The organism is Pseudomonas sp. AC463 (assembly GCF_979253585.1).
This window is the reverse complement of record NZ_CEEDDZ010000161.1, coordinates 1-401: the sequence shown is the minus strand read 5'-3', so window position 1 is coordinate 401 and position 401 is coordinate 1. Positions and strand designations below refer to the sequence as shown.

General features: G+C 71.1%; 1 protein-coding gene. It reads right to left on the bottom strand.

From position 1 onward, the window contains the following. Positions 1 to 401 (bottom strand): aminopeptidase P family N-terminal domain-containing protein (locus tag AC0IYH_RS29595; RefSeq protein WP_471837625.1); only part of this gene is annotated, 401 nt, incomplete at both ends.

The window sequence follows — 401 nt, the reverse complement described above, 5'->3', positions numbered from 1 at the left end:
GACCTGCATCAGTGCGATCTCCGCCGGGGTCTTGACCATGCGACAGCCGCGCACGACCGGGTTGGCGCTGGTCAGGCGGGCGCGGGGGAGTGCGGCGGCGAGCGCCTCGACCGCGAAGAAGCGTACGGTTTCCTCGATGCCGATCGGGCGCGTGCCGAGACGGCGATCGGTCAGGAAGCCGGCGACGGTGCGCAGCGGGTCCTGATCCTCCTGCCACACGCGTACGTCCGCCGGGATGGCGAGCGTCTGGCGGACGGACGGCTCCTCGAAGAAGGGCGTGACGATGCAGGGGCGGCCCTCCGCCGGGATGACGACCGCGGTCAGCCGTTCGCTGCGGCCCCAGCGGACGCCGGCGAAATAGGTCATCGACGATCCCGATTCGATCAGGATCGCGCCGAGGC